Origin of the sequence: Streptomyces sp. NBC_00203 (assembly GCF_045206325.1) — a bacterium.
GTDB classification, from domain to species: Bacteria; Actinomycetota; Actinomycetes; order Streptomycetales; family Streptomycetaceae; genus Streptomyces; species Streptomyces lutosisoli.
On the sequence record NZ_CP108126.1, the window covers coordinates 5,411,331 to 5,436,840 of the forward strand.

At 69.2% G+C, this 25,510-nt stretch carries 23 protein-coding genes; 13 read left to right on the plus strand and 10 right to left on the minus strand.

Going from position 1 to position 25,510, the window contains the following annotated elements:
- Nucleotides 1-67: 67 nt before the first annotated feature.
- The gene (locus tag OG975_RS24295) at nucleotides 68-562 is read right to left on the minus strand and encodes an LURP-one-related/scramblase family protein (protein ID WP_406331450.1); all 495 of its coding nucleotides are present in this window, start codon (nucleotides 560-562) and stop codon (nucleotides 68-70) included.
- Nucleotides 559-1,557, minus strand: a complete 999-nt coding sequence (locus OG975_RS24300) for a GlxA family transcriptional regulator (protein ID WP_406331451.1) — start codon at nucleotides 1,555-1,557, stop codon at nucleotides 559-561. The genes OG975_RS24295 and OG975_RS24300 overlap by 4 nt, the downstream gene beginning before the upstream one ends.
- 52 nt (nucleotides 1,558-1,609) lie before the next feature.
- On the opposite strand from OG975_RS24300, the gene OG975_RS24305 reads away from it, so the two are divergent.
- Both OG975_RS24305 and OG975_RS24310 read left to right on the plus strand, forming a co-directional pair.
- Nucleotides 1,610-2,020 carry a cupin domain-containing protein gene (locus tag OG975_RS24305; RefSeq protein ID WP_406331452.1) on the plus strand — a complete coding sequence of 137 codons (411 nt, stop codon included), beginning with the start codon at nucleotides 1,610-1,612 and terminating at the stop codon, nucleotides 2,018-2,020.
- A gap of 29 nt (nucleotides 2,021-2,049) precedes the next feature.
- Nucleotides 2,050-3,873: a thioredoxin-like domain-containing protein gene (locus tag OG975_RS24310; protein WP_406331453.1), complete on the plus strand. Its 1,824-nt coding sequence runs from the start codon at nucleotides 2,050-2,052 to the stop codon at nucleotides 3,871-3,873.
- Nucleotides 3,874-4,003: 130 nt separating this feature from the next.
- Here the strand turns inward: OG975_RS24310 and OG975_RS24315 are convergent, their stop codons facing one another.
- Nucleotides 4,004-5,299: a M18 family aminopeptidase gene (locus tag OG975_RS24315; protein ID WP_406331454.1), complete on the minus strand. Its 1,296-nt coding sequence runs from the start codon at nucleotides 5,297-5,299 to the stop codon at nucleotides 4,004-4,006.
- 165 nt (nucleotides 5,300-5,464) lie between these two features.
- Nucleotides 5,465-7,291: an acyl-CoA dehydrogenase gene (locus OG975_RS24320; protein WP_406331456.1), complete on the minus strand. Its 1,827-nt coding sequence runs from the start codon at nucleotides 7,289-7,291 to the stop codon at nucleotides 5,465-5,467.
- A 143-nt stretch (nucleotides 7,292-7,434) separates the two neighbouring features.
- On the opposite strand from OG975_RS24320, the gene OG975_RS24325 reads away from it, so the two are divergent.
- Both OG975_RS24325 and OG975_RS24330 read left to right on the plus strand, forming a co-directional pair.
- Nucleotides 7,435-7,941, plus strand: coding sequence for an SseB family protein (locus tag OG975_RS24325; protein ID WP_327430166.1), 507 nt, complete (start codon nucleotides 7,435-7,437; stop codon nucleotides 7,939-7,941).
- Nucleotides 7,942-8,091: 150 nt separating this feature from the next.
- Entirely contained in the window at nucleotides 8,092-9,063 is a 972-nt protein-coding gene (locus OG975_RS24330) for a pirin family protein (protein WP_406331457.1), read from the plus strand.
- A gap of 78 nt (nucleotides 9,064-9,141) precedes the next feature.
- On the opposite strand, the gene OG975_RS24335 is transcribed toward OG975_RS24330, so the two are convergent.
- A complete protein-coding gene (locus OG975_RS24335) occupies nucleotides 9,142-10,290 on the minus strand; it encodes an IS30 family transposase (RefSeq protein ID WP_406336184.1) in 1,149 nt (382 codons plus the stop codon).
- Nucleotides 10,291-10,565: 275 nt separating this feature from the next.
- Between OG975_RS24335 and OG975_RS24340 the strand changes: the two genes are divergently transcribed.
- Complete coding sequence (locus OG975_RS24340) at nucleotides 10,566-11,354, plus strand: VOC family protein (protein ID WP_406331458.1); 789 nt, start codon at nucleotides 10,566-10,568, stop codon at nucleotides 11,352-11,354.
- A gap of 92 nt (nucleotides 11,355-11,446) precedes the next feature.
- Nucleotides 11,447-12,529, plus strand: a complete 1,083-nt coding sequence (locus OG975_RS24345; protein WP_406331459.1) for an AI-2E family transporter — start codon at nucleotides 11,447-11,449, stop codon at nucleotides 12,527-12,529.
- Here OG975_RS24345 and OG975_RS24350 read toward each other — a convergent pair.
- A complete protein-coding gene (locus OG975_RS24350) occupies nucleotides 12,463-14,655 on the minus strand; it encodes a SpoIIE family protein phosphatase (protein WP_406331461.1) in 2,193 nt (730 codons plus the stop codon). The two genes, OG975_RS24345 and OG975_RS24350, sit on opposite strands and share 67 nt — an antisense overlap.
- Nucleotides 14,656-14,843: 188 nt before the next feature.
- Here OG975_RS24350 and aspS point away from each other — a divergent pair, with 188 nt between their 5' ends.
- From aspS to OG975_RS24365, 3 genes are all read left to right on the plus strand, one after another.
- Entirely contained in the window at nucleotides 14,844-16,607 is a 1,764-nt protein-coding gene (aspS, locus tag OG975_RS24355) for an aspartate--tRNA ligase (protein WP_406331463.1), read from the plus strand.
- A 135-nt stretch (nucleotides 16,608-16,742) separates the two neighbouring features.
- Nucleotides 16,743-17,705 (plus strand): intradiol ring-cleavage dioxygenase, encoded by a 963-nt coding sequence (locus OG975_RS24360; RefSeq protein ID WP_406331465.1) that lies wholly within the window; start codon nucleotides 16,743-16,745, stop codon nucleotides 17,703-17,705.
- Between the two features lie 198 nt (nucleotides 17,706-17,903).
- A complete protein-coding gene (locus OG975_RS24365; protein WP_406331466.1) occupies nucleotides 17,904-18,851 on the plus strand; it encodes a dioxygenase in 948 nt (315 codons plus the stop codon).
- A gap of 82 nt (nucleotides 18,852-18,933) precedes the next feature.
- Here the strand turns inward: OG975_RS24365 and OG975_RS24370 are convergent, their stop codons facing one another.
- From OG975_RS24370 to OG975_RS24385, 4 genes are all read right to left on the minus strand, one after another.
- Complete coding sequence (locus tag OG975_RS24370; RefSeq protein WP_406331468.1) at nucleotides 18,934-20,370, minus strand: VCBS repeat-containing protein; 1,437 nt, start codon at nucleotides 20,368-20,370, stop codon at nucleotides 18,934-18,936.
- Between the two features lie 159 nt (nucleotides 20,371-20,529).
- Nucleotides 20,530-20,973, minus strand: a complete 444-nt coding sequence (locus tag OG975_RS24375) for a hypothetical protein (protein WP_406331469.1) — start codon at nucleotides 20,971-20,973, stop codon at nucleotides 20,530-20,532.
- Complete coding sequence (locus OG975_RS24380) at nucleotides 20,970-21,872, minus strand: hypothetical protein (protein WP_406331470.1); 903 nt, start codon at nucleotides 21,870-21,872, stop codon at nucleotides 20,970-20,972. The genes OG975_RS24375 and OG975_RS24380 overlap by 4 nt, the downstream gene beginning before the upstream one ends.
- An 80-nt stretch (nucleotides 21,873-21,952) precedes the next feature.
- Entirely contained in the window at nucleotides 21,953-22,381 is a 429-nt protein-coding gene (locus OG975_RS24385) for an ATP-binding protein (protein ID WP_406331471.1), read from the minus strand.
- 244 nt (nucleotides 22,382-22,625) lie between these two features.
- Here OG975_RS24385 and OG975_RS24390 point away from each other — a divergent pair, with 244 nt between their 5' ends.
- The 4 genes from OG975_RS24390 to OG975_RS24405 all read left to right on the plus strand — a co-directional run bounded on the left by OG975_RS24390 (nucleotide 22,626) and on the right by OG975_RS24405 (nucleotide 25,506).
- A complete protein-coding gene (locus OG975_RS24390; protein WP_406331472.1) occupies nucleotides 22,626-23,477 on the plus strand; it encodes a helix-turn-helix domain-containing protein in 852 nt (283 codons plus the stop codon).
- Between the two features lie 3 nt (nucleotides 23,478-23,480).
- The gene (locus tag OG975_RS24395; protein ID WP_406331473.1) at nucleotides 23,481-23,663 is read left to right on the plus strand and encodes a DUF397 domain-containing protein; all 183 of its coding nucleotides are present in this window, start codon (nucleotides 23,481-23,483) and stop codon (nucleotides 23,661-23,663) included.
- Nucleotides 23,660-24,040 (plus strand): hypothetical protein, encoded by a 381-nt coding sequence (locus tag OG975_RS24400; protein WP_406331474.1) that lies wholly within the window; start codon nucleotides 23,660-23,662, stop codon nucleotides 24,038-24,040. Before OG975_RS24395 ends, OG975_RS24400 begins: the two co-directional genes overlap by 4 nt.
- A gap of 119 nt (nucleotides 24,041-24,159) precedes the next feature.
- The gene (locus tag OG975_RS24405; RefSeq protein WP_406331475.1) at nucleotides 24,160-25,506 is read left to right on the plus strand and encodes a polysaccharide lyase family 1 protein; all 1,347 of its coding nucleotides are present in this window, start codon (nucleotides 24,160-24,162) and stop codon (nucleotides 25,504-25,506) included.
- Nucleotides 25,507-25,510 lie beyond the last annotated feature (4 nt).

Genomic DNA, 25,510 nt, shown 5'->3' on the forward strand with positions numbered 1-25,510 from the left:
GGATCCGCCCATCCGAGGGCTAGTCCCTGGGCCCGCCCACCCGAGCGTGAGTCCCTGATCCCCGGCGTCAGTCCTCCCCCCGTTCCCTCTCCGCCAGATGGATCACGCACACCGCCACCGCGATCAGCAGCGCCGGATCCGCGTCCTCCCGTACGACATCGACGCCGTACGTCTCCCGGACGTGCAGCCAGCGGCGGGAGATCTGGGCGAGGAGTTCGTTGTCGTAGTCGACGGCGAACTCGCGGTCGAGGATCTTGCCGCTGACGTCGAGTTCGGTGCCGTCGACCAGGGAGACGCGGTAGTGGTTGCGGAGCAGGGAGAGGCGTTTGCGCTTGATGGTCGCCAGCGGGTCGCCGTCCCGCTCGATGATCATCGTGTCGCGCAGGGCGAACATCTTCTTGTGGATGTCGATCAGGACCCGCCCGTGCGTGTCCTTCAGCTCGAAGGTGTCGCGCAGCCGCATGGCCTTGCCGTCGACGAGGAAGACCTTGTTGCCGCGGTCGTCCTCGATCCAGTAGTCGTCGCCGAAGCCGAGGAGCCGGTCGCGTACGAGGTATCTCATGCCATCACCGCTTCCCCGGAGGGCGGTCCGAAACGCCGCCGGTAGGCCGACGGGCTGAGTCCGGTCGCGTGGCGCAACCGCGCCCGGAGGTTCGCGGCGGTGCCGAGGCCGCTGCGGTCCGCGACCACGTCGAGTCGTTCCTCGCCGCGTTCGATGAGCCGGCAGGCCAGCGCCACCCGCTCGCCGGTCAGCCACGCCAGCGGGGTCGTGCCGAGCTGGGCCCGGAAGCGCCGGTGAAGTGTCGCCGGGCTGACCGCCGCGCGCGCCGCCAGATCGGGGACCGTCAGCGGTTCGCCGAGCCGCTCCTGCGCCCAGGCGAGCAGGGGGGCGAGGGATTCATCGGGTACGTCGGGCAGCGGCCGTTCCACGAACTGGCGCTGGCCGCCGTCGCGGTGCGCCGCGAAGACCAGTCGGCGGGACACCGCGTTGGCGATCTCCGCGCCGTGGTCGCGGCGCACGATGTGCAGCCCGAGGTCGAGCGCGGAGGCGCTGCCGGACGCGGTGAGGATGTCCCCGTCGTCCACGAAGAGGACGTCCGGTTCGAGGAGGACCCGCGGAAACCGCGCCCGGAAGGACTCCGCCCACATCCAGTGGCAGGCCGCCCGCCGCCCGTCCAGCAGCCCGGCCTCCGCGATCGTGAACGCGCCCGAGCAGAAGCCGATGAGCCGGGCGCCGCGCGCGTGGGCCCGCCGTACGGCGTCCAGGACCTCCCGGGAGCGCGGGGCATCGGTGTCGGGCCGGTTCGGCACGATCAGCGTGTCCGCGTCCTCGGCCGCCTCCAGCCCCGCGACATCGGTGAGCGTGAAGAAACCGTCCCGCATCCGGGTCCGCGGCCCGGCGGCGCACAGCCGGAAGTCGTACAGCTCGCGGCCGAGTTCGGGCCGCCGCAGCCCGAAGACCTCGATGGCGCAGCTCATCTCGAAGGGGTTCGAGTTCTCGTCGACGACGAGAACTACGCGGTGTGACCGGTCCGGCTGCGAGGATCCTTGCGGCATGTGCGATTTCTAGCACTGGTACGGGTTCGGAGCCACGGCCGAGGATGAGCCCATGACCAGTGAACCCACCCCGCGCGGCGAGCCCGTCTCCCTCTCCACCGCCCTCGCCTCCTTCACCGACCTGTGGAGCCCCCGCATCGTCACCGCCGTCAACGACTACGACGTACGCATCGCGAAGGTCGAAGGCGAGCACCTCTGGCACGTGCACGACCACACCGACGAGTTCTTCCTGGTGGTCGAGGGGGAACTGCACATCGGCCTGCGCGAGAGGGACGGGGAGCGCACGGTGACCCTCCCCAAGGGCTCGGTCTTCACCGTCCCGCGCGGCACCGAGCACAAGCCGTACGCCCCGGCCGGCGCCGCCATCCTGATGTTCGAACCCACGGGCACCCTCACCGTCGGCGACCGCCACGACGAGGTACCGGACCACGTGGACGCCACCACGGGCCATGCGCTGGCCTGACTGTCAGTGACGGGTGGCACCCTTGATCCATGAACGACTCCGCCCCCACGACCCGTCGCGCCCGTGTCCGCGCCCCCGAGCTGATCGGCAAGGGCGGCTGGCTGAACACGGGAGATGAGCAGTACACCCTCGCTGACCTGCGAGGACGTATCGTCATCCTCGATTTCTGGACGTTCTGCTGCATCAACTGTCTGCACGTCCTGGACGAGCTGCGCGAGCTGGAGGAGAAGCACCGGGACACGGTGGTGATCATCGGCGTGCACTCGCCGAAGTTCGCGCACGAGGCCGAGCACCAGGCGGTCGTGGACGCCGTCGAGAGATATGGCGTCGAGCACCCGGTCCTCGACGACCCCGAGCTCGCGACCTGGAAGCAGTACGCCGTGCGTGCCTGGCCGACGCTCGTCGTGATCGATCCCGAGGGCTACGTCGTCGCGCAGCACGCCGGTGAGGGGCATGCGCACGCCATCGCCCGGCTGGTGGCGGAGCTGGAGACCGAGCACGCGGCGAAGGGAACCCTGCGGCGCGGCGACGGGCCGTACGTGGCGCCGGAGCCCGAGCCCACGGTACTCCGCTTCCCCGGCAAGGCCCTCGCCCTGCCGAACGGGAACCTGCTGGTCAGCGACACGACCCGGCATCAGCTGGTGGAGCTGGAGGGCGACGGGGAGACCGTCGTGCGGCGGATCGGCTCCGGCGTGCGGGGGTTCGCCGACGGGGCAGCCGAGATGGCAGGGTTCAGTGAGCCGCAGGGGCTGGCGCTCCTGGAGGACGGGTCCGTGGTCGTCGCCGACGCCGTGAATCACGCGCTGCGGCGGCTCGATCTCGCGACCGGTGAGGTCACGACCCTGGCGGGGACGGGCCGCCAGTGGTGGCAGGGCTCGCCGACGTCCGGCCCGGCACGCGAGGTCGACCTCTCCTCGCCGTGGGATGTGGCTCTGTTCGGCGGCAAGGTGTGGATCGCCATGGCCGGCGTGCACCAGCTGTGGGCGTACGACCCGCAGGACGGGACCGTCGGGGTCGCCGCCGGTACGACGAACGAGGGGCTCGTCGACGGGCCGGCCGCCGAGGCCTGGTTCGCGCAGCCGTCGGGGCTCGCCGCCACCGAGGACCGGCTGTGGCTCGCCGACTCCGAGACGAGCGCGCTGCGCTGGGTCGACCTCGACGGAGCCGTGCACACCGCCGTCGGCACCGGGCTCTTCGACTTCGGGCACCGCGACGGGGCGGCCGAACAGGCCCTGCTCCAGCACCCGTTGGGAGTTACGGCCCTCCCCGACGGCTCGGTCGCGGTGAGCGACACATACAACCACGCGCTGCGCCGCTACGACCCGGCGACGGGTGAAGTGACCACGCTGGCCACGGACTTGAGGGAGCCGAGCGACGCCGTGCTCGTCGGCGACGACATCGTGGTCGTCGAGTCCGCCCGTCACCGGCTGACCCGGCTGCGGCTCCCCGAGGAAGCCGTACGGGTCGAGTCGGTCGCCCACCGCACCCAGCGCGCCGCCACCGAAGTCGCCCCGGGCAAGCTCCAGTTGGACGTCATCTTCCAGGCCCCGGCCGGGCAGAAGCTGGACACGCGGTACGGCCCCTCCACCCGGCTCCTCGTCTCCTCGACCCCGCCCGGGCTGCTGCTCGCCGGCGAGGGCGCGGGAACCGATCTCTCCCGCGCCCTGAAGCTGAACCCGGCCGTCACGGAAGGCGTGCTGCACGTCTCCGCAATGGCCGCGTCCTGCGACGACGATCCGTCCAACGAATACCCGGCCTGCCATGTCCACCAGCAGGACTGGGGCGTTCCGGTGCGGCTCGGCGAGGGCGGCGCGGACCGGCTGCCGCTGGTCCTCGCGGGCATGGACGACTGAGCAGCCTCCTCACAGACCCAGGTCGGACAGCTCGTCGTTCCAGTAGGACTCCTCGGCGGCGCTCAGGTCGACGTCCAGGCTGCCGTCCCTCCCTCGTCACCGCGCGACGGCCGCGTGCGCCGGTGGAGGGCTATCCCTCCAGAAACGCGACCAGCGCGTTGGCCAGCAGGAACGGGTCGTCGGCGCCGCAGAGTTCGCGCGCGCTGTGCATGGAGAGGATGGCCACGCCGATGTCGACGGTCTTGATGCCGTGGCGGGCCGCCGTGATGGGTCCGATGGTGGTGCCGCAGGGCATCGAGTTGTTGGAGACGAAGGACTGGAAGGGCACGCCGGCCTTCTCGCAGGCGGCGGCGAAGAGGGCGCGGCCCGAACCGTCCGTGGCGTAGCGGTTGTTGACGTTCACCTTGAGGATGGGGCCGCCGTTGGCGCGCGGGTGGTGCGTCGGGTCGTGCCGCTCGGCGTAGTTGGGGTGGACGGCGTGGCCGGTGTCGGAGGACAGACAGACGGTGCCCGCGAAGGCGCGCGCCCGGTCCTCGTACGAGCCGCCGCGCGCGAACACCGAACGCTCCAGCACGCTGCCGAGCAGCGGCCCGTCGGCGCCGGTGTCGCTCTGCGAGCCGTTCTCCTCGTGGTCGAAGGCGGCGAGCACGGGGATGTACGGGAGGCCGGAGTCGCCGGCGGCGACCGCGACCAGCGCCGCCGTACCCGCGTGCAGGGAGAGCAGGTTGTCCATGCGCGGGCCCGCCATCAGCTCCTTGTCGCGGCCCAGGTACGAGGGCCGCTCGATGGAGTGGGTCATCAGGTCCCACCCGGTGACCTCGCCCGCGGCCAGCCCCAGCTCCTCCTCCAGGAAGGCGATCAGATCGCCCTCGCGGGCGTCGCCGAGCCCCCAGATGGGCTGCAGATGCCGCTGCTTGTCGAGCTTGAGCCCCTCGGCGCTGACGGAACGGTCCAGGTGGATGGCGAGCTGGGGCACGCGCAGCAGGGCGCGGTCGATGTTCACCAGGCGTGTGGAGCCGTCCCGCAGCGAGAGGCGTCCCGCGAGGCCCAGGTCCCGGTCCAGCCAGGAGTTCAGCAGCGGCCCGCCGTAGATCTCCACGGCCACCTGCCGCCAGCCGTGCGCGCCGGTGTCCGGCAGCGGCTTCACCCGCAGGTTGGGGGAGTCGGTGTGCGCGCCCACGATCCGGAACGGGGTGTGCGCCCCGGCGCCCTCCGGCACGTACCAGGCGACGATCGCACCTCCGCGCAGCACATACTTTCCGCCACTCGTCCCCTCCCACGCGTCGGTCTCGGCGACCTGACGGAATCCGGCCTTTTCCAGCCGCTCGGCGGCATTGGCCACCGCGTGGTACGGCGTCGGGCTCGCCGCCAGGAAGGACATGAGGTCGTCGGTGTGGCCGCGGTCGAAGCGTGAGGGTGTGCTCATGGTGTTCACCTTAACGACGCGTGAGGGCCCGCTCCCGGGGATGGGAGCGGGCCCTCGTAACGGGGTTGTGAAGGGCGGACACGTGACCGGAAGGACAGGTTCCGGTTCGGTGTCCGCCCCGCTCGGGGGGACCCGGAAGGTGCCTGGAAGGTGTCTGGAAGGTGCCTAGAACGCCGCTTCGTCCAGCTCCATCACGTCCAGGTCCACGCTCTCGGCGAGCTTGCGGGCGCCGGTGACGCCGGGCAGGACGTTGGCGGCGAAGAACTTCGCGGCCGCGATCTTGCCGGTGTAGAAGGGCTTGTCCTTCGCCGAGGCCGTCTCCAGCTTCTCGGCGGCCACGGCGGCACCGCGCAGCAGCAGGTAGCCGACGACGACGTCGCCGGAGGCCAGCAGCAGGCGGGTGGTGTTCAGGCCCACCTTGTAGATGTTCTTGACGTCCTGCTCGGTCGCCGCGAGGTCGGTGAGCATCAGGCCGACGATGGCCTCCAGCTCGACGGCCGCCTTGGCGAGCTGCTCACGGGCGGTGGACAGCTCCTCGCCGCCGGTGCCGAGCGCCAGGAACTTCTTGATGTCCTCGGCGAGGGAGTTCAGCGCCGCGCCCTGGTTGCGGACGATCTTCCGGAAGAAGAAGTCCTGGCCCTGGATCGCGGTCGTGCCCTCGTACAGGGTGTCGATCTTGGCGTCGCGGATGTACTGCTCGATCGGGTACTCCTGGAGGAACCCGGAGCCGCCGAAGGTCTGGAGCGACTGCGCGAGCTGCTCGTAGCCCTTCTCGGAGCCGTAGCCCTTCACGATCGGCAGGAGCAGGTCGTTCATGGCCTCAAGGGCGGCGGTGTCCTCGCCCGCGGCCTCCTTGACCTGGATGTCGTCCTGGACGGCCGCGGTGTGCAGCACCAGGGCGCGCATGCCCTCCGCGTACGCCTTCTGCGTCATCAGCGAGCGGCGGACGTCCGGGTGGTGCGTGATGGTGACCTTGGGCGCGGCCTTGTCCATGAAGTTCGCGAGGTCGGTGCCCTGGACGCGCTCCTTGGCGTACTCAAGAGCGTTCAGGTAGCCCGTCGACAGCGTCGAGATCGCCTTCGTGCCGACCATCATGCGGGCGAACTCGATGATGCGGAACATCTGGCGGATGCCGTCGTGCTTGTCGCCGATCAGCCAGCCCTTGGCGGGGTGACGGTCGCCGAAGGTCATCTCGCAGGTGTTGGAGGCCTTGAGGCCCATCTTGTGCTCGACGTTGGTGGCGTAGGCGCCGTTGCGCTCGCCCAGCTCGCCGGTCTCGAAGTCGAAGAGGTACTTCGGGACGAGGAAGAGGGAGAGACCCTTGGTGCCGGGGCCGTGGCCCTCGGGGCGGGCGAGCACGTAGTGAAGGATGTTCTCCTCCATGTCGTGCTCACCGGAGGTGATGAAGCGCTTCACGCCCTCGATGTGCCAGGAGCCGTCCTCCTGCTGGACCGCCTTGGTGCGCCCGGCGCCGACGTCCGAGCCCGCGTCGGGCTCGGTGAGGACCATGGTCGAACCCCAGGTCTTCTCGACCGCGATCTGGGCGATCTTCTTCTGGACGTCGTTGCCCTCGTCGTAGAGGATGCCGGCGAAGGCGGGGCCCGAGGCGTACATCCACACCGCCGGGTTCGCACCGAGCAGCAGCTCCGCGTACGCCCAGATCAGGGAGCGCGGCGAGGTCGTGCCGCCGATCTCCTCGGGCAGGCCGAGCCGCCAGTACTCGGAGTCCATGAAGGCCTTGTAGCTCTTCTTGAAGGACGCCGGTACGGGCGCGGTGTTGGTCTCCGGGTCGAAGACCGGCGGGTTGCGGTCGGCGTCCGCGAACGACTCGGCCAGCTCGTTCTCCGAAAGCCGCGTCAGCTCCTCGAGGATGCTCTTGGCGGTGTCCGTGTCCATCTCCGCGAACGGGCCGGTGCCGTACAGCTTGTCGCGCCCGAGCACCTCGAAGAGGTTGAACTCGATGTCGCGGAGATTCGACTTGTAGTGCCCCATGGCGACGGCTCCGTTAAGGGATCGGCGAGGCACTGACTCCTCGCACCTAGTTCACGTACCAACAAGTAGCTACGATGATGCTACCCGTCAGTAATAAGAAGCAACCCCGCATAGTCCATATGTGGCCCATTACTCTTTGGGCCATGTACGGCTACGACCAGAACGCGGGCGCACAGCAGGGGTACGCCCAGCCCCAGCAGCAGATGCCCGGGCAGATGCCTGGTGGGCAGATGCCTGGTGGGCAGATGCCCGGCGGTTACGGCCAGCAGCCGCCGCTGTACCCGGAGCCGTCCCCGCCGTCCCTGGCGGACGCGGTCCGCGCGTTCACCACGGGATCGATGTCCGCCGAGGACTTCCAGCAGGTCTTCGCGACGTCGAAGGTGTACTGCCCGCGGGGCGACAACCCCGGGTTCCTCGCGCTCCACAACACCCAGCAGCCGGTGATCCCCATGTTCACCTCGCTCAAGGAGCTGCGCCGGTACGCCGGCAAGGAGTCCAAGTACTTCGTGATCACCGGCGCCGAGGTGATCGACCTGCTGCCGACCGGCTACGGCTTCGTCCTCGACATGGAGGGCGAGCACCGGATGGTCTTCGATGCGAAGGCCGTGGAGCAGATGGTGGACTTCGCGATGCGCCGTATGTACGGCTAGCGAGCGATGTGCGGCTAGCAGGCGCTCTCGTGCTGCGCCATCTACTGCGACATCCCGGACGCCCGGAGGGAATGCCCTCCGGGCGTTCGTCGTTACGGGTAGCAGAAAGTTCAATGCTCAACTAAACTCGAACCACAAGGAGGTCCCGACATGCCTGCAGTGACCGTTGAGAACCCGCTGGCCCTGCCCCGTGTGGCCGCGCCGACCGACGCCGTGGCCCGTCCCGTTCTGGCCGTGACGACCGCGCCGAGTGGCTTCGAGGGTGAGGGTTTCCCGGTTCGCCGTGCGTTCGCCGGGATCAATTACAAGTACCTCGACCCGTTCATCATGATGGATCAGATGGGCGAGGTGGAGTACGCGCCGGGCGAGCCGAAGGGCACCCCCTGGCACCCTCACCGCGGCTTCGAGACCGTGACCTACATCATCGACGGCATCTTCGACCACCAGGACTCCAACGGTGGCGGCGGCACCATCACCAACGGTGACACCCAGTGGATGACCGCGGGCTCGGGCCTCCTGCACATCGAGGCTCCGCCGGAGTCGCTCGTCATGTCCGGCGGCCTCTTCCACGGCCTCCAGCTGTGGGTGAACCTCCCGGCCAAGGACAAGATGATGGCCCCGAGGTACCAGGACATCCGTGGCGGCACGGTGCAGCTGCTCAGCACCCCCGACGGCGGCGCGCTGCTCCGCGTCATCGCCGGTGAGCTGGACGGCCACCAGGGCCCCGGCATCACGCACACGCCGATCACCATGGTCCACGCGACCCTGGCGCCCGGCGCCGAGCTGACCCTCCCGTGGCGCGAGGACTTCAACGGCCTCGCGTACGTCCTCGCCGGCCGCGGCAGCGTCGGCACGGACCGCCGCCCGGTCCACACCGGCCAGACCGCCGTCTTCGGCGCGGGCGGCTCGCTGACCGTCCGCGCGGACGAGCAGCAGGACTCCAACAGCCCGGACCTCGAGGTCGTCCTGCTCGGCGGCCAGCCGATCCGTGAGCCGATGGCCCACTACGGCCCCTTCGTGATGAACACCCGCGAGGAGCTCCAGCAGGCCTTCGAGGACTTCCAGAAGGGTCGCCTGGGAACCATCCCGGCGGTGCACGGGATGTCGGAGGGCGGGCTGTAAGCCTCCGTCGGGTGAGTCACGGGAAAGCCCCGTCCGGTGGGCGAATTCCAGGGGTCGTTGCAACACGTGGTGAGTTGATCAAGCCGCGAGGAGCTTAGCGAGGCGCTCGGCTGGGGTTTCCCAGCCGAGCGTTTTGCGTGGGCGGCTGTTGAGTTCGGCGGCGACGGCGTCGAGGTGCTCGCGACTGTGGCGGGACAGGTCGGTGCCCTTGGGGAGGTACTGCCGAAGCAGGCCGTTGGTGTTCTCGTTCGAGCCGCGCTGCCAGGGACTGCCGGGGTCGCAGAAGTAGACCGGGATGTCCGTGGCAACGGTGAACGCCTTGTGCGAGGCCATCTCCGAGCCCTGGTCCCAGGTCAGAGACCGCTTGAGTTGCGGCGGCAGCGACTTGACCGCCTCGACCAGGGCGTCCCGTGTGCTGCCCGCGCTGTGGTCGCCGGGCAGCGGCGCGAGCAGCACGTAGCGGGTGCTGCGTTCGACGAGGGTGGCGATCGCGGACTTGCCTTCCTTGCCGATGATGAGGTCGCCTTCCCAGTGGCCGGGGACGGCCCGGTCGGCGGCTTCGGCCGGGCGCTCGCTGATCATCACCATGTCCTTGATCGCGCGGGGCTGGCGCTTGTTGGACTGCCGGTGCGGCCGGCGCATGGCCCGTCCGGTCCGCAGGGCCCGGGTCAGCTCACGGCGTAGCTCACCGCGGCCCTGGACGTAGAGCGCCTGGTAGATGGTCTCGTGGACCACGTGCGTCTCCGGCCGCCCGGGAAAGGCAGTCCGCAGAGCCTGGCAGATCTGCTCCGGGCTCCAGCGCAGGGCGAGGTGGTGCTGGATGAAGTTCCGCAACTCGGGGTTCTGGCCGATCTTGCCGGGCTTGGGGCGCGGGCGGCGCTGCTCGGCTCGGCGCTGGGCGGCGTGCGGCCGGTAGGCCCAGCAGGAGGCGCCCCCGCGCGACGGCATGCCGTTGCGGCGTATCTCCCGGCTGATTGTGGACGGGCTGCGGCCCAGCTCGGCGGCTATCTGCCGGACCGAGGCGTTTTCCCGCAGCCGGTCGGCGATATGGATGCGGTCGGTCTCGCGGAGGTACCGCGAGGGGCCGGAAGCCGGAGCCTCCACAGTGATGGGAGGCTTCGGCTTCCCCGTCGGCGGCGAGTGCCAGCCGTTGCGCCACCGCTTGCCGGTCCGCACGTTGATGCCGACGATCCGGCATGCCTCTGTGCTGCTGTAACCCTGCTGCATGAGCTGGAGATATACCTCCCGCTCACGCAGCAGACGGCCACCGCCCCCCGGACCCCGGTTCTCCCGGATCTCAAAGTCCATCGCACCCCTTGAGCTGGGGTGTTGCGACGACCACTAGAACTCAAGGTGCAACGGACGGGGCTTTCCCGTGCGCGCGGTCTTCGGCATGCCCGCGCGAGGCTCGGCGGGTAGCTTGTCCGGCAGACGTGTCGGCGGGGGCACCGAGTCCCGGCTCTGCTTCCGGGCCACCGCAACTCACCTGCTAGGAGCGCCTCATGCTCACCTCGACGAACGTTCCGGGCGGGCCGAACTGGCTCGACCTGGGGACACCGGACATCGACGCGGCCGTCGCCTTCTACGAGGGAACGTTCGGATGGCAGTTCCAGTCCGCGGGACCGGAGGCCGGGGGCTACGGCTTCCTGAAGAAGGACGGCAAGACCCTGGCCGCCGTCGGCCCGCTGACCGAGGAGGGGGCGTCGTCCGCCTGGACGGTCTACTTCCGCACCCTGGACGCCGACGCCACCGCGAAAGCGGTCGAACAGGCCGGCGGCTCGGTCCGCTTCCCGCCCACGGACGTCTTCACCGAGGGGCGGATGGCCGGCTTCACCGACCCGGCGGGCGCCGAGTTCGCCGTGTGGGAAGCCCGGGACATGGATGGCCTGGAGGTCGTCAACGAGCCGCGCACCCTCAGCTGGATCGAGCTCTACACCACGGACGCCGCGGTGGCGAAGGACTTCTACCGCACGGTCCTGTCGTGGGACCTGCGCGACATGCCCATGGGCCCGGACGTCGTCTACACCATCGCCGGGCCCGCGGGCGGCGGCGAGACGACCATGCACGGCGGCATCATGCAGCTCCCGGCGGAGCACATGCAGCGCGGCTCGTCCTCCGAATGGCACCCGTACTTCGAGGTCGAGGACTGCGACGCCGTGGTGGCCAGGGCCCAGGAACTGGGCGCGACGGTCATCATCCCCGCCGTCGACGCCGAGGGTGTCGGACGCCTTGCCATGTTCCTCGACCCGTTCGGGGCGCCCTTCGCCGTCATCACGAGCGCCACGTCCTGAACCGAGCCGCGTATCGCCGGTCGCTGACGCTACGTCACCCGGGCGGGCCCTCCCCACAGGACGGCTCGCCCGGCGCGTGATCGGGTGGCAGCGTGCAGCTACTCCCCGATGCCGCCCGCCGTCTCGCCGCCTGGTGCGCCGTGATCCTGCTCGCCGCCGGTGTCGGGTGGGTGGGGGTCGTGCTGTGCGGGGAGTTCCGTACGGCGGTGGTGCCGGTGCTGCTCGCGCTGCTGGGGACCGCGCTGCTCGGGCCGCTGTACCGGCGGCTGGTGAGGGTGAAGGTCAACCGGTCGCTGGCCGCCGGGCTCACGTGTGTCGCGGTGGTCGTGGTGGTGGGTGGCGCCGTCTACATCGTCGTCGCCGCGCTCATCGACACCGGCGACCAGATCGTCGCCTCGCTCAAGCAGGCCGCGACGTCCCTCGCCGAGCACTTCGGCGCGGCGGGCACGTCCCTCGACGACCTCGCGACCAACTCGAAGGACCTGCTGACCAAGTTCGGCGGCACGGCCGCGTCCAATGTCATCAGTGGTGTGAGCATCGTGGGCGAGAGCATCGCCATGGCCGTACTGGCGCTGTTGCTCGTCTTCTTCTTCCTGCGGGACTCGCACCGGGTGTCCGGGATGGTGCGGTCGCTGGCGCCCCGGGGGACCGCCGATGTCGTCGAGGCCATGGCCCGCCGGGCCTTCGAGGGCGTCGAGGGGTTCATGCGCGGGACGACGTTCATCGCGTTCATCGACGCCCTCTGCATCACCGTCGGGCTGCTGATCCTGAGTGTCCCGGGCGCGGTGGGCCTCGGCGCGCTGGTCTTCGTGGGGGCGTACATCCCGTATCTCGGCGCGTTCATCTCCGGCGCGGTGGCGGTGCTGGTCGCGCTCGCGGACCGGGGGTTCGTGATCGCGCTGTGGGTGCTGGGGGTCGTCGTCGCCGTGCAGGTCCTGGAGGGGCATGTGCTCCAGCCGATGATCCAGAGCCGGACCGTGCAGATGCATCCGGCGGTGGTGATGCTGACGATCACGGCGGGTGCGTCCGTCGCGGGGATCCTGGGCATGCTGCTCGCCGTCCCGCTGACGGCCGCCGCGTTCGGGGTGCTGCACGAACTCCGTACGCGTTACGCCTCGGAAGCGCCAGGAGAACCAGGAGCGTCTTTGGCGTCGGACTCGGACTCGGACTCGTAGAACTCGAACCAGATGCTCTTCCCCTCCCCCCGCGGGTCCACGCCCCACGCGTCCGCGAGCAGTTCCATGAACACCAGCCCCCGTCCGGAGGACGCCAGCTCGCCGGGGTGACGCCGGTGTGGCAGGTCGTCGCTGGCGTCGGTGACCTCCACCTTCATCCGCCGCTCGCCCGGCTCGCCGGTCACCTCGGCGACGAGCAGCGCGTCGGCGTCGGTGTGCACGAGGACGTTGGTGACCATCTCGGAGACGAGGAGGACGGCGGAGTCGAGCTGGTCCTCGGAAGCCCAGTCGTGCAGCAGCTCGCGCAGTTGCTGACGGGCGTCCGCGATCCGCTCGGGCTCGGCCTGCGCCACGCTCAGCAGGGTGCGGCGCACGGTCGGCGCGACGGTCGTGACGGTGTCGCCGCAGCCGCACCCCGGGCCCACCCGGCACAGCAGCAGTACGGCTATGTCGTCCTCGCGCCGGTCGGCCAGCGGCCCGGTGGTGTGGTGCGAGGAGGGCCCGTGCACGGCCTGGACCAGGGCGTCGGCGAGGGACTCCATGTCGCCGTCGTGGGATTCGAGGGTCCGGCGGATGCGGCGCCAGCCGGTGTCGAGGTCGTGGCCCCCGGTCTCGATGAGCCCGTCGGTGCAGATCAGCATGGTTTCGCCGGGCTCCAGGACGAGCCGGGTCGTCGGGTAGTCGGCGTCCGGGTCGATGCCGAGCGGCAGCCCGCCCGCGGTCGGCCGCATCAGTACGGTTCCGTCCGCCATGCGTATCGCGGGGTCGGGGTGCCCGGCGCGGGCGATGTCGAGCGTCCCGGTCGCCGGGTCGACCTCGACGTACAGGCAGGTCGCGAAGCGGAGATCGCCGCCGTCTCCGTTGCCCGTGCCGCTGCTCGACCCGTACGTCACCGAGTCCGTGACCCCGTACAGGAAGCGCGAGGCCCGCGACAGCACCGCGTCCGGGCGGTGGCCCTCGGCGGCGTAGGCGCGCAGGGCGATGCGGAGCTGGCCCATCAGGCCGGCGGCGCGCACGTCGTGGCCCTGGACGTCGCCGATGACCAGGGCGAAGCGGCCGGTGGGGAGCGGGATCATGTCGTACCAGTCGCCGCCGACCTGGAGGCCGCCGCCGGTGGGCACGTAGCGTGCGGCGACGCTCATGCCCGGCATCTGGGGGCCCAGCGTGGGCATCATCGAGCGCTGGAGGCCGTCGGTCAGCTCACGCTCGGTCTCGGCGGCGACGGCGCGCGAGAGGGCCTGCGCGAGCATGCGGGCGACGGTCGTCAGGACCGAGCGCTCGTCGGGTGTGAAGGTGACGGGGTACGTGAACGCCGCCATCCAGGCGCCCATGGTGCGGCCCGCGACGGTGAGCGGCAGGAACGCCCAGGACTGCCGGCCGAAGTGCTGCGCGAGCGGCCAGGAGGTCGGGTAGCGCTCCTTGTACTCCTCCGGGGAGGACAGGTAGACGGCGCGGCCCGTGCGGACGACGTCCGCGGCTGGATAGTCCGTGGCCAGGGACATGTGCGAGAAGGGGCTCTCGTCGCCCGGCTGGTGCCCGTGGTGGCCGATGACCGTCAGCCGGTCGGCCTCCGCGCCGAAGACGGCGAGTCCGTCCGGTGAGAACCCGGGCATCGACAGGCCCGCCGCGACCCGCAGCACCTCCGCCGTGGACCGCGCCTCGGCGAGTGCCCGCCCCGCGTCCAGCAGGAACGCCTCGCGGGAGCGGCGCCAGTCGCCGGTGACGGGGGTGCGGGCGGCGGCGCCCGGCGGCTGCTCGCTGATCTCCTGGAGGGTGCCGATCAGCTCGTACTCGCCGCTCTTCGGGTCGACGATCGGCTTGGAGCGGCTGCGGACCGTACGGATCACCCGGCCGTGCCCGTCCATGATCCGCATCCGGGCCTCGGCGAGGGTGCCCTCGGCGACGGCGAGCTGTACGACTCCGTAGATCTCGTTCCAGTCGACGGGGTGGAAATGGGAGCGTGCCCCCGCCTCGGTGAGCGTCGTCGCCTCCGCGGGCAGACCGATCAGCCGGGCGGCCTCGGCGTCGAACGTGACGAGGCCCGCGGCGTTGTCCCAGCGCCACAGGCCGGTCGCGAGGGCGGCCAGGACGTCCCCCACGCCGGGCAGGGGCTCACCAGTGCGCATTGACCCACTGTAAGAAGAGGTGATCGGTACCTGCCACCGAGAGTATTGGGGTGGGCGATCTTGGGGCGGCCGGTACCCTTGGGGGATCCGGGCCCCGGCCCGGACGTTTCACGTGAAACAGACTTCGATCTTCATGTGAAAAAAGACCCTGCCAAAGACCCCGATCCGCGAAGACTGGATGAACGACGATGCATCGGTACAGGTCCCACACCTGCGGCGAGCTCCGCGCCTCTGACGTCGAAAGCGACGTCCGGCTGAGCGGCTGGCTGCACAATCGCCGAGACCTGGGCGGCATCCTCTTCATCGATCTGCGCGATCACTACGGCATCACGCAGCTCGTCGCCCGCCCCGGCACGCCCGCCTACGAGGCCCTCGACAAGGTCTCCAAGGAGTCGACCGTCCGCGTCGACGGCAAGGTCGTCTCGCGCGGCACGGAGAACGTGAACCCGGACCTGCCCACCGGCGAGATCGAGGTCGAGGTGAGCGAGGTCGAGCTGCTCGGCGCGGCCGCCCCGCTCCCGTTCACGATCAACGCGGAGGACGGGGTCAACGAGGAGCGGCGCCTGGAGTACCGCTTCCTCGACCTGCGCCGCGAGCGCATGCACCGCAACATCCTGCTGCGTACGGCCGTGATCTCCGCGATCCGTCACAAGATGACGGCGCTGGGCTTCAACGAGATGGCGACCCCGATCCTCAGCGCCACCTCCCCGGAGGGCGCCCGCGACTTCGTGGTCCCCTCCCGTCTGAACCCGGGCAAGTTCTACGCGCTTCCGCAGGCCCCGCAGCAGTTCAAGCAGCTGCTGATGATCTCCGGCTTCGACCGCTACTTCCAGATCGCGCCCTGCTTCCGCGACGAGGACGCGCGCGCGGACCGCTCGCCGGGCGAGTTCTACCAGCTCGACGTCGAGATGAGCTTCGTAGAGCAGGAAGACGTCTTCCAGCCCATCGAGAAGCTCATGACGGAACTCTTCGAGGAGTTCGGGAAGGGACGTCACGTGACGTCCCCCTTCCCGCGCATCCCGTTCCGCGAGGCGATGCTGAAGTACGGCTCCGACAAGCCGGACCTGCGGGCCCAGCTGGAGCTCACCGACATCACCGACATCTTCGAGGGCTCGGAGTTCAAGGCCTTCGCGGGCAAGCACGTACGTGCCCTGCCGGTGCCGGACGTCTCCGCGCAGCCCCGGAAGTTCTTCGACCAGCTCGGTGACTTCGCGGTCACGCTCGGCGCGAAGGGCCTGGCCTGGGTCCGTGTCGCCGAGGACGGCTCGCTGACGGGCCCGATCGCGAAGTTCCTGACAGAGGAGAACGTCGCCGAGCTGACGAAGAGGCTGTCTCTCGCCGCCGGCCACGCGGTGTTCTTCGGCGCGGGCGAGTTCGACGAGGTCTCGAAGATCATGGGCGCGGTGCGGGTCGAGGCCGCCAAGCGCGCGGGTCACTTCGAGGAGAACGTCTTCCGTTTCTGCTGGATCGTCGACTTCCCGATGTACGAGAAGGACGAGGACACCGGCAAGATCGACTTCTCGCACAACCCCTTCTCGATGCCGCAGGGCGGTCTGGAGGCCCTGGAGACCCAGGACCCGCTGGACATCCTCGGCTGGCAGTACGACATCGTCTGCAACGGCGTCGAGCTGTCCTCCGGCGCGATCCGGAACCACGAGCCCGACATCATGCTCAAGGCCTTCGAGATCGCGGGCTACGACCGTGAGACCGTCGAGGAACAGTTCGCCGGCATGCTCCGCGCCTTCCGCTTCGGCGCCCCGCCGCACGGCGGGATCGCCCCGGGCGTCGACCGCATCGTCATGCTGCTCGCGGACGAGCCGAACATCCGCGAGACGATCGCGTTCCCGCTCAACGGCAACGCGCAGGACCTGATGATGGGCGCGCCGACGGAGCTGGATGAGACGCGTCTGCGGGAGCTGCACCTCTCGGTGCGGAAGCCGCAGCCGAAGTAGGGCTTCAGGGGGCCTCGCGGGTCCTCACGTGAGTGGCTCGGAATCGACATCGATTCCGAGCCATTCTCATGTGCCCCTCAGGAATCACCGTGAATCACAGTTCTTTGACAGGTTCACTTCATAATCTCCTCAGCCATGACTGACACCCCCCAGCAGGCAACGACAGAACGGGAATTGACGCGCCGTAAGGTCGTCGTGGCCGGCGGCGCGACGGTCGCGGCCGCGGGTCTGGCCGTCGGCCTGGGCGCGAACGCCTTCGCGGGCGACAAGGGCCCGGGCGCACCCAAGGGCGCGCCCACCGGCACGCCCACCGAAGCGTGCTACGTCCTGACCACGGAGACCACCGAGGGCCCGTACTACATCGACGCGGACAAGATCCGCCAGGACATCACCGAGGACGAGGAGGGCATCCCTCTCACCCTCAAGCTCAAGGTGATCGACGCGGCGACCTGTAGACCGGTACGGAACGCCGCCGTCGACATCTGGCACTGCTCGGCGCTGGGCGTCTACTCGGGCTACGAAGGCATGGGCAACGGCGGTGGCGGCGCCCCGCCCTCCGGCGACCCCTCGGCCACACCCACGGACGTGCCCACCGGCCCGCCCCCGTCGGGCGGTCCCGGCGGCGGAGGCGGCGGCCACCAGGAGCCGACCGACGACGAGCGCTATCTGCGCGGCACGTGGCGGACGGACAGGCACGGTCATGTCACCTTCAGGACGGTCTTCCCGGGCTGGTACCGGGGCCGCTGCGTGCACATCCACGTGAAGGTCCATGTGGACGGCACCTGGACGGACGCGGGGTACGAGGGCGGCCACGCCTGCCACACGGGCCAGCTGTTCTTCGACGAGGAGTCGGTGCTGGCCTCCGCCGAGGTGGAGCCGTACTCGACGAACACCGCCACCCGGACGACCCTCGACGAGGACACGATCTACCCGGACAACGGCGCCGTGGGCGGCCTGCTCCACCTCAGGTACGACAAGAGGCACATCGCCCGGGGTGTCCACGCCCACCTGACGATGGGCGTCGCACCGGACGAGACCCACGACACCACGGACACTCAGCCGAGCGCGTCGGCGTCGGCTTCCGCTTCGGCGTCGTAGCCCTCTCTTCCGTCTTCCGTGCTGTCGCGGTCGAGGGCGGCTTGCGACAGCACGGAATGAGATAAGGAAAGCCTTACCTAATCCCCTTATCGCAACTGGCTCGAAAGCGCCGTACATTTCGGTCCTCTTTTGCTGATTCGCAGAAATGCACAGCCCTTTCTCACGCTCCTGACAGCCCATTTCCCTAGCGTCCGGCACATGACTGAGACCCAAGGACCGGCGCACAAACGGAACATGACGCGACGCAAGGTCGTCATCGCAGGTGGAGCGGCCGTAGCGGTCGCGGGCGTGGGCGGCGGCATAGCCGTGAACGCGTTCGCGGGCGAAACGACCACGGACTCCACTTCGTCGAGCGCCGAGACGTGTTACAAGCTCACCACGGAGACCACCGAGGGCCCGTACTACATCGACGCGGACAAGCTCCGTCAGGACATCACCGAGGACCAGGAGGGCATTCCGATGACCCTCAAGCTCAAGGTGATCGACGCGGAGACCTGCAAGCCCGTCAAGAACGCGGCCGTCGACATCTGGCACTGCACGGCGCTCGGCGTGTACTCCGGCTACGAGGCGATGGGCAGCGGCGGAGCCGGCGGCGGCAGCGCCCCGACCGACGCGCCGTCCGGCACCCCCACGGACGCCCCCACCGGCGAGCCCCCGTCGGGTGCGCCCTCCGGTGGCACCGGCGGCGGTGGCGGCCACTCCGAGCCCACCGATGACGAGCGTTACCTGCGCGGCACCTGGAAGACCGACAAGCACGGCTACGTCACCTTCAAGACGATCTTCCCGGGCTGGTACCAGGGCCGCTGCGTCCACATCCACGTGAAGGTCCACGTGGACGGCACCTGGACCGACGCGGGCTACGAGGGCGGCCACACCTGCCACACCGGCCAGCTCTTCTTCTCCGAGAAGTCGGTCCTGGCGTCGGCGGAGGTGTCCCCGTACTCCACGAACACCACCACCCGCACCACCCTCACCGAGGACACGATCTACCCCCAGAACGGCCACGAGGGCGGGCTGCTCTACATCAAGTACGACAAGAAGCACATGGCCAAGGGCGTCCACGCCCACCTGACGATGGGCGTCGCACCGGACGAGACGCACGACAGCACGGATACGCAGGCGAGCGCTTCGGCGTCGGCGAGCTGATCCTCGTACGGACATGACACAAGGGGCCCGGAACCAGCACGGTTCCGGGCCCTTCCTCATGCCCTCCTGGTTGTCCTGCGGCTCAGATCACATTGAGCAGGCCGTTGCCGCCCAGCAGGACCAGGGTGCTCTGGGTAAGGCCGACCGAGGAGGGCAGGATCATCCTGCTGCCCGTGGTCGTGGGGCGTGTGGAGGCGCCGGGCAGGACCCAGACCGCGCCGAGTGAGAGGTTCTCCCCGGATGCGCTGATGAAGAGCTCCGGCTCGCCGTCCCGGTTGATGTCGGCGGCCGAAACCGTGGTCCCGAAGAAGTCGTCGGTCTCGGAACTGCCCGGCATGCCGGAGGTGTCCTGCGTGTAGGAGTGCGACCCGGTGCCGAGCGCGCCCGACGCCCGGCCGGGGATCACGGTCACCATTCCGGCACGCTTCGCACCGCCGAGGCTTTCGTACGGGGTCCCGACGACGATGTCGGCAAGATCGTCGTGGTTGAGGTCGACCACCGCCACGGACCCGCCGAAGGCGTCGTACTTTTCGCTCGTCCCGGGTACGCCTGCGGTGTCCTGCGAGATGCGCACGGGCTGCGCGTCGGTCGCGATGCCATCCGCCGACCCGTACCAGACCGAGACATTCCCGCCCGACGCGCCGTCCACGCCCGCGACTTCGGGCTCATCCGGGTCGCCGACCACCAGGTCGTCGTACCCGTCGCCGTTCAGGTCGCCGTAGGCTGCGACCAGACCGTTGCCCCTCTTCAGGGAGGTCGGCTGGCCGGCCCCGGACTCGGGGTTCAGATAGATCTCGCCGCCGGTCAGCCCGCTCATGCGTGAGGTGATCACTGCCTCGTCCGGCGACAGGTCCTCGTTGACGTCGCCGAGCGCGACGGTCTCGACGGATGCGGTGTTCTGGTTCAGGGAGACGGATCCGAAGGTGCCGGTACGGCGGAATGGTCCTCGGAATCGGACGGATCCGCCGTACCCGCTGACCAGGACCTCGGTGTCCGAGCCCGGCCCGCTGCTGAGTGCGGCGACGTCGAGACCGAAGTACCCAGGGTCGTTGGAGGGGGTTGGCAGGTTGGTGCCGTTGGTCAGCCCGCCGCTGCCGCCCCACAGAACGGTGACCAACCCGGAGTCGGCGCCTTGGGAGGTGTCCTCGTAGGGCGTCGAGACCACAAGGTCGGCATAGCCGTCCCGGTTCAGGTCGGCCGTGGCGGTGGCGGTTCCGAAGCCGTCGTACGCCTCGCTGGTGCCCGGCACTCCGGAGGTGTCCTGCGTGATGGTCTTCCGCCGGGTCGTCGAGAGCCCGGACGCGGATCCGTACAGCACGACGACCGCACCGGCGCCTTCCTTGCCGGACACGTTCGCGCCGGGAGCGGGCAGGACGGCGTCGCGATACCCGTCACCGTTGAAGTCGCGGGGCACAGGCCCGTGCACGGCGGCGGCGGGAGCGGCGGGCAGCAGCGCGCCCCCGACCACCCCGGCCAGCACGATCGCCGCGGCTCTCCACCGGCCTCTGGTTCTGGTCATGCGAGTGCTTGTCATGTGAGCCCCTCCGCCCCAGGCGCATCATCCGTGCGCCGACATCACGCGGGGATTGTAAAGCGCCCAGGGCCGTGTGCTCCGGGCGCTCCACTCATTGCTCAACCTGGCGGTCAGACAAGGGACTTGTAGCCATAGCACTGACGGTCAAGGCAAGGGTTCTTGAAGGTGTCCGGGCTCCGCCGCGAACAGGTCCTCGGCACGGGTGACGGTGAAGGCCAGGTTCAGCCACCGGGTGAGCGTGGCCAAGTCTGAGCAGTCTGTGACGCGTTCCCAGGTGTTGCCGGTGATGTGGACGTTCCTGGCCTGCAGGACCCTGAGCACCGCCGTGGCACGCCCCTCGGCGAATCCGTCGGCCCATCCCTCTGCGTATTCCTCGGCCCAGCCTCCTGCCTTGGAACGCAGATAACTGACCTCGTGCAGCGCGAGGGACTCGCGTCGGCTGATTTCGTTCAGGTGGGCGTTGTGGTCGGCGATCGCCTGGTCTCTGGGCAGGCCGATGGCCATGCAGAACGTCGTGACCATCATGCGACCCGTCAGCTTCTCCTGAAGTTCCGGGCTCAGCCGGTCGAACTGGAGGTCTGGTTTCATGGGGTGGCGTCCTCCGAGATGTCGCCGTCCCCGGTGAACAGGTCCTCCGCGTGAGCGACTGTTCCGGCCCGGTCGAGCCAGTCGTTCAGACGATCGAGGTCGGTGCATGCGGTGATGCGTTCGCGGACGACGTCGGAGATGGGGAGGCTGCGCACCTCCAGGACGCGCAGGATGCCCTTGGCCTCTCCCCTCGCCTCACCTTCGAGGAAGGTCTTCTCAAGCAGTGTGCCCCGGCCGGGGAAGTAGTTGACGAACGTCACGATGTTCCTCCATTTGTCTCCGGCGGGGGATGCCCCCAGGGCACTGTCCAGGAACTGGTAGAAGTAGCTGGCGGCGTCCGGGTCCATGCCCGCAAGGGCGCGGCCCAGTGAGTCCAGTATGCCGTCGACGTCGGGGCTGTTGGCGTGTGCCAGGGCGGAGAACGCGGCCATCGCGGGCTTCTCGGCCGCGGTTCTCTCGTCGGCGATCACCGGGAGGTTGTCCGGCCCGACGACCAGCGGGTACGTCCGCTGCGCGGTCCAACCGCGGGCTCCGCAGTCGAATGGACCGGCTGCCCATTTGGTGGTGGCTCGGTCCCGGCAGACGACGAGAAGCAGTACGGGCAGGCCGTATTTCGCTTGGAGATAGGCGACGTAATAAGGCCAGCTCGACTCCTTCTTGCGGTCTCGTCGTTCCTGCGCCTCGACGGCGAGCAGGAAGTCGTCCCCGTCGGAGGGCCCGACACGCAGCACGGTGTCGATGTGCCGGGCCATGGGCTTGGCCTCCGTGGCGTCGGTGGCTACCGCGTAGACGGCCGCCTTCTCGGGTAACTCGATGCCCAGCACCCCGAACACGGGAGTCAGGATCTCGGGCCGCTCCTGGAAGATCCGGTGCATGCCCTCGTGAGCTGATGTGACCATGTGCGCAACCTAGGTGGATCAAGGACCGGGGTGATCGGCCGATGGGCATGCGTTCACTCTTTCGGGGGCGGCAAAAACGTTCACGCCGCCGCCGTCAGCTCACACCAGATGAACTTGCCTGTGCCGCCCGGTACTTGGGCTCTTCCCAGGGGGTACCAGCCCCAGCCGTCGGCGCATCCCTGTACGAGGGCCAGGCCTCGGCCGGATTCGTTGAGGGCGGATGTCGGGGCGAGGGTTGGCGGAGTGGGGTCCGCGTCCCAGACGCCGATGCGGAGCACTCCGTGGGTCCAGCGGAGGCGTATGGCCGCCGGCCCCTTGGTGTGCTGTACGGCGTTGGTGACCAGCTCGGTTGCGACCAGTTCGGCCACCTCTGCGAGGTGGGGCAGGCCGTGGAGGGTGAGGATCAGGCGGAGGGTGCGGCGGCAGATCGTGACGGCTCGGGGGTCGTTGGGGATGGAGAGGGTGTAGTCCCAGGGGTGGTCGTCGGTCGATTCTCCGTTTTCGGGCATGCGGGACTCCTGGTCAGGGAGGGGAGCGGGGAGGGGGCTGAGGTTGTCGGGAGGTGGCATGTCGCGGCCGTCGTGGCGTGACGGGGCGGTGCACTTCCGGGGGTCCCGGCATTTCCGCAGCGTGTGCGTCGCGTCACTGACGGTAGAGGAGAAATTTCTCCTAACGCAAGCCGTTCGCGTAACCTGGCACCTGAACGAGGTCCCAACTGGGCCCCTGAGCAGGGGTGCTGAGGAGATGAGCCGCATGGCGCCGAGAAGTCAGCCCACCGCGCGCCAGGTGCGGCTGGGAACCGAGTTGCGCAAACTGCGGGACGCGGCGGGGATGTCGGCCCGTGAGGCGGTGGGGCTCCTGTCGTCTACCTCGGCGCAGATGAGCCAGGTCGAGTCCGGACTGTCCGGGGTCAGCGAGGAACGCGTACGAAGGCTCGCGGCCCTCTACGCCTGCGCGGACGCGGAGTTGATCGAGGCCCTGGTGGCGATGGCGACGGATCGTACGCGTGGCTGGTGGGAGGAGTTCCGTGGTGTGCTGCCGCCCGGTTTCCTGGACCTGTCCGAGCTTGAGCATCACGCGCGCCATCTGAAAGTGATCTCCACCGCGCACGTGCCGGGCGTGCTCCAGACCGAGGAGTACGCGCGAGCCGTATTCGCCTACATGGTCCCGGAGTTGCCCGCGAGCGAGCTGGAGCCGCGGGTGGCACACCGCATGCGCAGGCGGGTCGTCGTCGAGCGGGATGATGCGGTCTCGTACGAGGCTGTCGTGCACGAGTCCGTGCTCCGCACCCGCGTTGCCGACCGGCTCACGGCTCGCGCCCAACTGGAGGAGATCCTGCGGCAGTCGGAGCGACCGAACGTCACGGTCCGTGTCATCCCGTTCGACATCGACGGCTTCGCCGGTGCCAACAGCTCGATGCTGTACGCGGATGGTCCCGTGCCCCAGTTGGACACCGCGAAACGTGACGCGCCGCAGGGCGGCCCGTTTCTGGACGCACAGTCTCAGCTCGCCCGCTTCCGAACGCTCTTTCGTAAGGTGGGGTCGGCATCGCTCGATCCGGCGAAGTCGCGGGACTTTGTGCACCGTATGGCGAAGGAGCTGTAGGACGTGATCCAGTGGCAGAAGTCCTCCTTTTCCGGAGGCGGCGACGGTGACGAGTGCGTCGAGGTCGGCCTCGCCGAGGGCGTCATACATGTGCGCGAGAGCGACGAGCCCGACCGAATACTCCCCGTCACCCGGGACAGCCTGACTGCCCTCCTCGGCCGCCTCCGGACGGCGAACCGCCCGTGACCGACGACGAGTTCGCCCGCGCTCTCGAAACCGTTCTGCGTGACCTCCGCGCCCAGTGCTCCGTACAGCCGGATGTGCGTGAGCCCGAGGACGACTATCAAGGGGTCATCCTCTGGGCCCCCGACGGCAGTGGGCAGGGCGTCGGTCTCGGCCCCGGGGACAGCCCCGCGGAGCGGCTCGCCGGGCTTGCCGATCAGGTGCAGGACTGGGCTGTTGAGGCGTTGTGGACAGAGGGAGAGTCCGCGGTGTGGCCGTACTGTCCGTGGCATCCGGACAGCCACCCGCTGACGGCGACGGTTGTGGAGGGAGCGGCGGTGTGGGTCTGCCCGAAGGGCGGCCAACAGGTGGCGCCCATCGGTGAGTTGCCGCCGCGCTGAGTCGAGGGAGAACGCGCGGCAACCTTTCCCCGCTCCGCGACCACTGATGAGTCAGAAGCCCCGTTCGACGGGGCTTCACACGCAACGCACGTGTTCCACAACCACGTAAGGACTCATCCGTGGCATCCCCCTCCCACCGCCGGTCCCTCCGCACCCGCCGCACCGTCCTGGTCTGCGCCGCCGCCGTCGCGGCCACCGGGCTCGGCGCTGTCGCCTTTGTGATGAACGCGAACGCCGGTTCCGTCGATCTGGCCCACCAGGCGCTACCCGCCAAGGACGGCTGGGCGGCCTCCGGCTCCGGGACGACCGGCGGCTCGCAGGCCGACTCGGCGCATGTGTTCACCGTCAGCACCCGGGCGCAGCTGGTGAAGGCGTTGGGCTCCAGCAGCAACACGGCCGCGAAGATCATTCAGATCAAGGGCACGATCGACGCCAACACGGACGACTCGGGGAAGAAGCTGAGCTGCGCCGACTACTCCTCGGGGACCGGGTACTCGCTCGCCGCCTACCTGAAGGCGTACGACCCGTCGAGGTACGGCACCTCGAAGCTGCCCTCGGGTACGCAGGAGACTGCCCGTGCCGCCGCGCAGGCCAAGCAGGCGAAGAGCGTGGTCTTCAAGGTGCCGGCCAACACCACGATCGTGGGCGTGCCGGGCACCAAGGCCGGGATCACCGGCGGCAGCCTCCAGGTGAAGGACGTGGACAACGTCATCATCCGCAACCTCACCTTCGCCGCCACCGAGGACTGCTTCCCGCAGTGGGACCCGACCGACGGTGACACCGGCAACTGGAACTCCGCGTACGACGCCGTCACGCTGCGCACGGCCACCCATGTGTGGGCCGACCACAACACGTTCACCGACGCGCCGCACCTCGACAGCGCCAACCCGAAGTACTACGGCCGCGAGTACCAGATCCACGACGGTGACCTCGACATCACCAAGGGCTCGGACCTGGTGACCGTCGAGCGGAACCAGTTCACCAACCACGACAAGACCATGCTGATCGGCAGCAGCGACACCGACAGCACCGGCAAGCTGCATGTGTCCATCCACCACAACGTGTGGAAGGGGATCGTGCAGCGCGCTCCGCTGGCCCGTATCGGCCAGGTCCACATCTACAACAACTACTTCGACACCACGACCGTCAACGGCTACGCGCCTCTCTACACGATCAACTCGCGCGCCAAGGCCCAGGTCGTCGCCGAGGACAACTACTGGAACGTGCCCGCCGGCGGGAAGATCGCCAAGCTGCTGAGTGGTGACGGCACCGGCTCGGTCGCCGGCAGCGGCAACCTCGTCAACGGGACCGCGACCGATCTCGTCGCCGCGTACAACGCCGCGAGCTCGAAGAAGCTGAAGACCACGGTCAACTGGACACCGAGCCTCACGGCCGGGCTCCAGACCTCCGCGAAGAACCTTCCGACGGAGCTGGCGAGCACGACTGGCGCCGGGGTCCTGAAGTAAGCAA